This window comes from Asaia sp. A2, from assembly GCF_057319415.1.
Window position 1 is genome coordinate 114,797 of the sequence record NZ_JBXWTO010000010.1, and the last position, 7,884, is coordinate 122,680.

Sequence of the window (7,884 nt, forward strand, 5' to 3'; positions counted from 1 at the left end):
GAAGGATCGTTATGTCCCGGCCGCACTCCAGACAATGATCGAGCGTGGATTGGCGACGACCTCGCAGCACTCCGAGGAGGATCCCCGGTTCTACTTCACCAGTCTGGGTATAGACGCTATTCGAACTGCTTTTGGGCATCCCAAGGGATTGAAGCGCGAAGAATGTCCCGCACTTGCGCAGGCCGTCGGCCGAACGACGAGGCGCGCGATTATTCGTTGATCAGGTAATCAGTCTTCTGTCTGGTCGTCTTCAGACGCGGTTTCAGATGAGGATCTGACGAGGCGTCGCGTCCGTCTGCGAATCTCGGTGTCGATTGCGCTACGGATCATCGCATTGCGGTTTTCACCGATCTCCAGAACTGAATCGATGAGGGCCTTAGCCCCTTCGGGAAGGGTAAGGAGCAGTCTTTCGTCCCAGTTTTTTTTTCTGCCCATGCACAGCGGTTAACTCACAGCGAGCCGATCGTCAAACATTTTTCATATATATGGAATTGACTTGAACCGTATATACGATATGTTTTGATACAGTTTCTCACCTGGAGTTGATCCCAATGGGATTTTCACGCGCTCTCGCACCGCTCTTCCTCATTTCCTCCTGCGCTCTGACAGCCTGCGGAAGCTCGACGCCCGCGCCTGAGCCTGTTCTTTTGAGCCAATTCAATGCGAATACGGATCGCTTCGATATCGTAAGCACGGTCGGTCGTGCGGAAGGCACTATTCAGAAAAATGGTCGTCCCTGCGATATCTACCGTATTTATACGTCCGGTCTGACGTCAGGTGGTCGCGCTGCCATGAAGGCGGGAGAAGTTCTAACGGGTATCGCTACCGCCGGTCTCGCAGAGGTGTTCTGGGCACCGATCAAAGCGGGGACGCGCCCCCAGCTTCATACCGTGCTGTTCTGCTATGGTCGTACGGACAAGCTTGTCGACATTTATGATACCGATCCTACAAGCACGCATGAGCAGGACCATATGATCCTGAACAAGGCGGCTTACAGCGAGCCTGTTGCCCTGTCCGCGCCGACCGGTCCCGTTCAGGCAACGACATCGCTGGTTCCCGGTGCAGTTCCAGCCGCTTCTGCATCGGTCGTGACCGACGCACCGGTCGTTACGGCCCCCGGGGCCGTTGTGATCCATGAGAAATCCGTGGCACCGCTGCCTCCTGCAGAGTCAGGAACCATCAGCCTCGATACAGTCTCCCGCGAAGCGACAGATGGAAGGAAGACGATCTCGACCGGCAAGGCTGCGATCGCGCCCGATGCCTCTTCGGATGATCTGAACGCGATCAGCGCGACCAAGGCCGCGACAGCCAATGCCGTGCTCGCGCCAGAGCCTGCCAGTCACTGAAACTTAACAAAAACCGGCAAAAGTTATCACTGCGTTAACGCATCGTTCCGTTTTAGGAAGTTACAAAACATTGCGACGTACTCATTCGCCGCTTCAGGAGTTACGATGAAATTCTTCTTCTTTCCGCGCATTATCGGTGCCTCTGCCTTCCTCTTGGCTTTGACAGCATGCAGTGGCCTCGATGCCGTCTCCAATCACGGACAACTCGACGTGCATACGCATATGTCGGAAACCGTGTTCCTCGATCCGGTCCCGCAGAACCAGAAGACGGTCTATCTCGGTATCCGCAATACGTCCGATTACCCTGAACTGGATATCCGCAGCGCGCTTGCGTCTGCTCTGCAGCAGCGCGGCTACACGATCATGCCCGATGCCATGGGTGCTCATTACCTTCTGCAGGCCAATGTTCTTCAGGCCGGTAAGCTGACCAAGGAACAATCCTCGGCGCTGCTTTCGTCGAATTACGGTCAGCCTTTGCAGTCGCTCGCAATCGGTGCGGCTTCGGGCGGTCTGGTCGGCGGTCTCACCGGCAATGCCGGAGCAGGGCTGGGTGTCGGGCTTGGCCTTGCCGCAGCCTCAGCGCTTGTCAACTACGCCTATCAGGACGTGACCTATGCGATCACGGTCGATATCCAGCTTTCGGAACGACCGGCAAACGGGGGCAAGGTGCGTCAACACACGCACACCCATCACGGCTCGGGCAGTTCGCGCCTGTCGGGCGGTGTAACGGATTCCACCGCGCAGACCTATGGCGCAGCCTCATCGGGTGACAGCAACGCGAATGTGCGCGTCCAGGACATCGACGAGACTTCCGACTTCAAGAAGTACACGCTGCGCGACGTGGCTTATGCGGACAAGGTTAATCTCAAGCTCGAAGAGGCGATGCCGGTTCTGACACAGCGCCTTGCTGTATCGTTCGCCAATCTCTTTGAGTGAGACTCCTCGGTCGCATTGGCAATTGGGGAAAATTGAAACTTTAGAGGGAAGTGGGGTTCGCGACTTGCGAACTCCATAATTTATCGGATTGGAATAGAAATGCGTTACCTGAATATAGCGTTGATTATTGGTTCCTTTCTAGGGGCAACGGCACACGCTGCACCTAGCAAGGATTACTCGAACACATTGACGACACCATTCGGCGAAAAGAGATTTATTATCGCGACGAGTAGTCAGCAACAAATAGAGATCGATGCGTCCTTTCCTGTGATCGGAGCTTCGGCAATGGGGGTTGGCATTGTGAACGGAGGCCCCGTTGTCACAACAACGGGGATATCATCCCAAGAGAATCCAGCTTTAAAGGGCGGCTATAGCCAGTCGTGGTGGGCAGAAGAAGATTCTCGGGGCGTGTCAGTGTCTTATTGTCTTCGATCACAATCATTCGAAACGTGTTCGGTAATACCCGTTCATAAGATCGGCGTTACCAAAGCCAAACTTTTTGACACTGATGGTCGTTTGGTCGCCGATCTTAATATTACCGCGCCGGCAGCTCTAGACCCCAGACCTGAGTGATTGTTAGCCGCTCTAAGCACAGGTAGCGGGTGCGAAGGTAAGAGGTGGCCTCTGGGGCGCCGCTGCGAGACCCCAAAAGCGGTAGTTGGGGATCATGCGGCTATTTCCGGCACGTCGCCAATTTCCCCAAGGAACTCCGGCTCGCTGTAATCGCCGGCCTCGGGGTCGGCCGTAACGCACACAAGATGCGCGCCTGCGAACATCGTGCCGCCTGCACCGATGCGATCGAGGAGCTGCAGACCGTGCGCCGGGTCGCGACACGCGGTCGCAGGGGCTGCTTCAAGCGTGACCTCGCCGTCTCTGGATGTGCGCCACAGATAGGGCTGCAGGATAATCTTCGTCTGGGGGCCGCTCTCATAGGCGGGCTCGCGGTTCTTTTTCGCCATGATTTCTCTCTCCTATCGAAAATTACGAGCCTTGACGGGCTCGGACCCCTTCAAGAGATCCGTCCTGTCTTCAGGCTCGCGCATGATGACGTGAATGACCTCGCCCTCTTTCTGCAGCGTGCCGTGGCACACCATGAGATGGGCTGAGATCAACGGCCGCCGCCAGGCTTCGCGCACGGACTTCCAGACGATCAGATTGGCGATCCCCGTCTCATCCTCGAGCGTGATGAACATGGTACCGTGCGCGGTACCGGGTCGCTGTCGCATCAGTACGAGCCCTGCAATCGAGATCCGCGCACCGTCCCGCAGGCTGGCCAGATCGCCGCACCGCGTCATGCCCTCGCGCTCGAAAAGAGGACGCAGGAAGGAGACCGGATGCGCCTCGAGACTCAGACCCGTCATGCGATAATCCTCATGCACGGCATCACGCGCCGGCAGGGCAGGAAGGGTCACATCGGGCTCGATCACCTCAGGCTCGATGAAATTGCGCCCTCGATCGGCCGCCGCAAAAAGCGGGAGCGGTGCCGTATCGAGCCCTTTGACCGCCCAGAGCGCGGCGCGGCGATCGAGACCGAATGACGCAAAGGCATTGGCATTGCTTAGCGCCTCGAGCGCCTGCAGCGGGATATCGCCGCGGCGCCACACATCATCGATGCTCTCGTAAAGTGGCATGCGTGCCGCGATCAGCGCGGCCGCATCCTTGTTTGCCAGACCGCGCACCAGGCGCAGACCGAGGCGCAAAGCCAATCCCCTGCTTTTGTTGGAGGCGGGTTTTGCCGATCTTTCCAGGGTGCAGTCCCAGCGCGATGCGTTGACGCAGATGGGGCGGATCTCGACGCCATGGGCGCGCGCGTCCTGAACAATCTGAGCCGGTGCATAAAAGCCCATGGGCTGGGAATTAAGCAGGGCGGCGCAGAAGACGTCCGGGTAGTGGCACTTCATCCAGGACGAGGCATAGGCGATGAGTGCAAAGCTCGCCGCATGGCTTTCGGGAAAGCCATAGGACCCGAAACCTTCCAGTCGGGAGAAAGTCTCTTCCGCGAATGCGGCCGTATAGCCCTCGCGCTGCATGCCGGCGATGAGCTTTTCGCGAAAGGGAGAGACACCGCCTGTCATCTTGAAGGTTGCCATGGCGCGTCTGAGCTGGTCGGCCTCGCCCGGCGTGAAGCCTGCGCAATGGATGGCCACCTGCATCGCCTGCTCCTGAAAGAGCGGCACGCCAAGGGTTTTGCCGAGAATGTTCTCGAGTGTGGCTGTCGGGTAGGTCACGGGCTCGATCTTCGCGCGCCTGCGCAGATAGGGATGCACCATATCGCCCTGAATGGGGCCGGGGCGCACGATCGCGACCTGGATGACCAGATCATAGAAGGTCGCGGGCTTCATGCGTGGCAGCATGGCCATCTGCGCGCGGCTCTCGATCTGGAATGTGCCGAGCGTGTCGGCGCGCTGAATCATCCGGTAGGTCTCGGGATCCTCAGCCGGTACGGAGGCTAGATCCATGCTCAGGCGATAATGCTCATTCATGAGCTCAAAGCCGCGTTGCAGACAGCCCAGCATGCCCAGGCCCAGCACATCGACCTTCATGAAACACAGCGCGTCGATATCATCCTTGTCCCAGGTGATGATCTGCCGTCCTTCCATCGCGGCCGGCTGCAATGGCACGAGCTCGTCCAGACGATCCTGGGTGAGCACAAAGCCGCCCGGATGGGTGCCCAGCTGACGCGGAAAGCCGAGAAGCTGGCGCGCCATGTGCAGTGTGAGCGCGAGACGCCGGTCCTTCGGATTGAGACCGGCTTCGATCAGACGCTCGCGGCAGATCTGCGGGTCATCCAGACAGGACGCGATATGGCGCGAAAGCTGTCCGGTCACGTCATCGGGCAGGCCGAGCACCTTGCCGACTTCACGCAGGGCGCCCTTGGGCTGAAAGCGCTGGACCGTTGCGCAAAGAGCCGCCCGATGACGGCCGTAATGGCTGTAGATCCACTGGATGATCTCTTCGCGGCGATCGCTCTCGAAATCGACATCGATATCGGGCGGTTCCTTGCGATCCTCGGAGACGAACCGTTCGAAAAGCAGGCCTGAGCGGACGGGATCGATGCTGGTGATCCGCAGCACATAGCAGATCGCCGAATTGGCGGCCGAGCCACGGCCCTGACATGCAATGCCCAGCGAGCGGGCGTGCTGGACGATCGTGTTCACCGTCAGGAAATAGGGCGCATAGCCCAGCCGCTCGATCAGGGTGAGCTCATGTCTGATCTGCTCACGGACCGTTTCGGGTGTGCCGGCCGGATAGCGTCGGGGCAGGGCGCCTTGCACCAGACGCGCAAGGGTCTCCTGAGGGCTTTCCCCCTCGATCGTCGCCTCACTCGGATACTGGTAGCGCAGATCGTCGAGCGAAAAGCGGCACAGATCGGCGATGCGGCTCTGGTTTGTCAGGGCTTCAGGGAAGGCAGCGAACAGAGTACGTTGCTCGTCCGGGCCGCGCAGGACGAGATCCGGACAGGCCATGCGCTCAGGGCCAAGCGCATCGAGGGTGGTGTTCGTGTAAATGGCAGTCAGCACATCGAGCAGGAGATGACGCTTCGGATCGTGCAGCCGCACATCGCCGGTTACGACGGTCGCGATCCCCGTTTGCGCCCCTAGTGCCTGCAAGCCATGCAGCCGGCGCCAGGCATAGGGCTCGCGCCGATAGACGAGACCGAGATAGCGCCTGTTGCGATCGGGCGAGATGGCGCAGAGTGCTTCGATCTGCAGGCGTGTCGTCTCGATCGCGATCCCGGGCTGCAGGATCAGGACGAGGTGATCAGCCGCCTGTTTCAGATCCGACCAGTCGAGCGCGAAGACCCCACGTTCTCCCCGGTGATGGCCGAGTGTGAGCAGCTTGCACAGCCAGCCCCAGCCGGTGCGGTCGACCGGATAGGCAAGCAGTACGCTGCCATCCGACAGGGTAAGGCGCGTTCCCGGTATCAGCCGGATTCCGACTTCTTTCGCTGCTCGATGCGCACGGACCACACCCGATATACCATGCCAGTCGGCAAGACCGATCGTCTCGAAGCCGAGATGCGCGGCCTGGGCAATCATCTCCTCAGGCAGGCTTGCGCCCTGCAGGAAGGAGAAAGCCGAGAGCGTCCCCAGCTCGACGATCGGGGTTTGGGTCATGACCGGTCCTTGTCCTCGATCCGGCGATGCGGATGAGGGTGCCGGCTGCTATCGGGCGCACCCGGCGCGGGGCGACGCATGAGCACGAAGCCGCAGCGCAGCAGATGCGCGACCAGGCGCTCGGCGACCAGACGGGCCATGAACTCATCGGCGTCATGGACACGCCGCCTGCCGTCATAGCGCAACCCATGCTGCATGGCGTCGGCAAGCTCTTCGGGACGGGCGTTCAGCAGGGGATCGACGGGCTGGGTCATCAGAACATTCCCTGCAGATGCCACTGGCCCGAACCGGTCCAGTCATGAACACCATCTCCCAGGCGATACAGCCACAGGCGCTGCCCTTTCTCCGTCTCGATCGTCCAGTAATCGCGCACAATCCCGAACGCAGCCGGATCCTGCCACCAGGCGCCGGCAATCCGCTCCGGCCCCTCGGCACAGACGATACGATGCAGCATACGGCCGAGCCGGAACTGACGCGGGGCTCCATCGGGGAGGAGGGCTGTCACCTCGATCGGGATGGCGCGATCGAGCAGAACGACCGGGCGGGGAGCAATGTCCATTTGGCGCTCTCGTTCGACCGGTCCCTGCAGACTGAGATGGCGTGATTCTTCAGGCCACGCGGCATCGATCCGATGCAGCCGCGCGAGGGAAATCAGCCCCGGCGCATTGGCCAGACGATCGAGCAGCGTTGCCGGCCAGGTGCTGTGCGTCTCGCCATAACCGGGCAGGGCGGTCTCGTGCTGGCGAATGGGCGCAGATTGCACGATGACGAGCTGCACCGCCTCGATGCCAAATCCCGGCTCGATCTGCGGGATCTGGTCGCAGAGCAGGCGGATTAGCCGGGTCGGATCGCAGGTGGCGTCGGACGTGCCCACACGCACTGCCTGGATCGTGTTATCGACACGCGTACAGAGGAAATCGACGAGCCTTGCGCCTTCTCCACGCTCGAGGAGCTGCGCGCAGATTCCAGGTACGAGGGCTTCGATTACAGTCGCAATCGCTTCTGCCGTGCCGATCGGCTCGAACAGGGAGCGGGCGCATTGCACGCCGATACGTTCCTGCACGAATGACAGGGGCATGGGGCGCAGGCCGGCAGCCTGATCGAGGCAGTCGAGAAAAGCGCTCCCGAAGCGCTTGGCCAGGGGCGCGCGTGGCAGATCGTAGCACGCTCCGATCGTCTCCAGACCGAGGCGTTTAAGGCGCAATGCCAGGGCATCGTCGATCGGTAGAGACGTGCAGGGTAGGGCGCGCAGGGCTACCTTATGCGCACCGGGTGCAATGATCGCCGTCCGTCCCGAGCGGGCAATTGCGCGAGAGGCGGCCGCACTATCGCTGATGCAGGCAAACGCATTGTGTCCTCTGTGGATGGCTCCCTTGTTGCAAGAGAAAAATGACACACTGACGTTGATCAGGAGCAGTCTTCTGTCCGGCCTGTTTGCGCAGTCGGTTTTGGACTGCTGGCCCTGATGGGTTCCGCGAACAAAG

General features: G+C 60.3%; 7 protein-coding genes. 3 read left to right on the plus strand and 4 right to left on the minus strand.

Annotation, left to right across the window (positions count from 1 at the left end):
- Positions 1-551: 551 nt before the first annotated feature.
- The 3 genes from ACWNRM_RS10375 to ACWNRM_RS10385 all read left to right on the plus strand — a co-directional run bounded on the left by ACWNRM_RS10375 (position 552) and on the right by ACWNRM_RS10385 (position 2,855).
- Positions 552-1,346 (plus strand): hypothetical protein, encoded by a 795-nt coding sequence (locus ACWNRM_RS10375; protein ID WP_485170613.1) that lies wholly within the window; start codon positions 552-554, stop codon positions 1,344-1,346.
- Between the two features lie 105 nt (positions 1,347-1,451).
- Positions 1,452-2,282, plus strand: a complete 831-nt coding sequence (locus ACWNRM_RS10380) for a complement resistance protein TraT (protein WP_485170612.1) — start codon at positions 1,452-1,454, stop codon at positions 2,280-2,282.
- A gap of 99 nt (positions 2,283-2,381) precedes the next feature.
- A complete protein-coding gene (locus tag ACWNRM_RS10385) occupies positions 2,382-2,855 on the plus strand; it encodes a hypothetical protein (RefSeq protein WP_485170611.1) in 474 nt (157 codons plus the stop codon).
- Positions 2,856-2,947: 92 nt separating this feature from the next.
- Here ACWNRM_RS10385 and ACWNRM_RS10390 read toward each other — a convergent pair whose 3' ends face one another.
- The 4 genes from ACWNRM_RS10390 to ACWNRM_RS10405 all read right to left on the minus strand — a co-directional run.
- Positions 2,948-3,241 (minus strand): hypothetical protein, encoded by a 294-nt coding sequence (locus tag ACWNRM_RS10390; protein WP_485170610.1) that lies wholly within the window; start codon positions 3,239-3,241, stop codon positions 2,948-2,950.
- Positions 3,242-3,253: 12 nt separating this feature from the next.
- The gene (locus ACWNRM_RS10395) at positions 3,254-6,400 is read right to left on the minus strand and encodes an error-prone DNA polymerase (RefSeq protein WP_485170609.1); all 3,147 of its coding nucleotides are present in this window, start codon (positions 6,398-6,400) and stop codon (positions 3,254-3,256) included.
- Positions 6,397-6,654, minus strand: a complete 258-nt coding sequence (locus tag ACWNRM_RS10400) for a hypothetical protein (RefSeq protein WP_485170608.1) — start codon at positions 6,652-6,654, stop codon at positions 6,397-6,399. Before ACWNRM_RS10400 ends, ACWNRM_RS10395 begins: the two co-directional genes overlap by 4 nt.
- Positions 6,654-7,884, minus strand: a 1,231-nt coding sequence (locus ACWNRM_RS10405) for a hypothetical protein (protein ID WP_485170607.1), incomplete at its 5' end; no start/stop codon positions are given. The genes ACWNRM_RS10400 and ACWNRM_RS10405, both read right to left, overlap by 1 nt.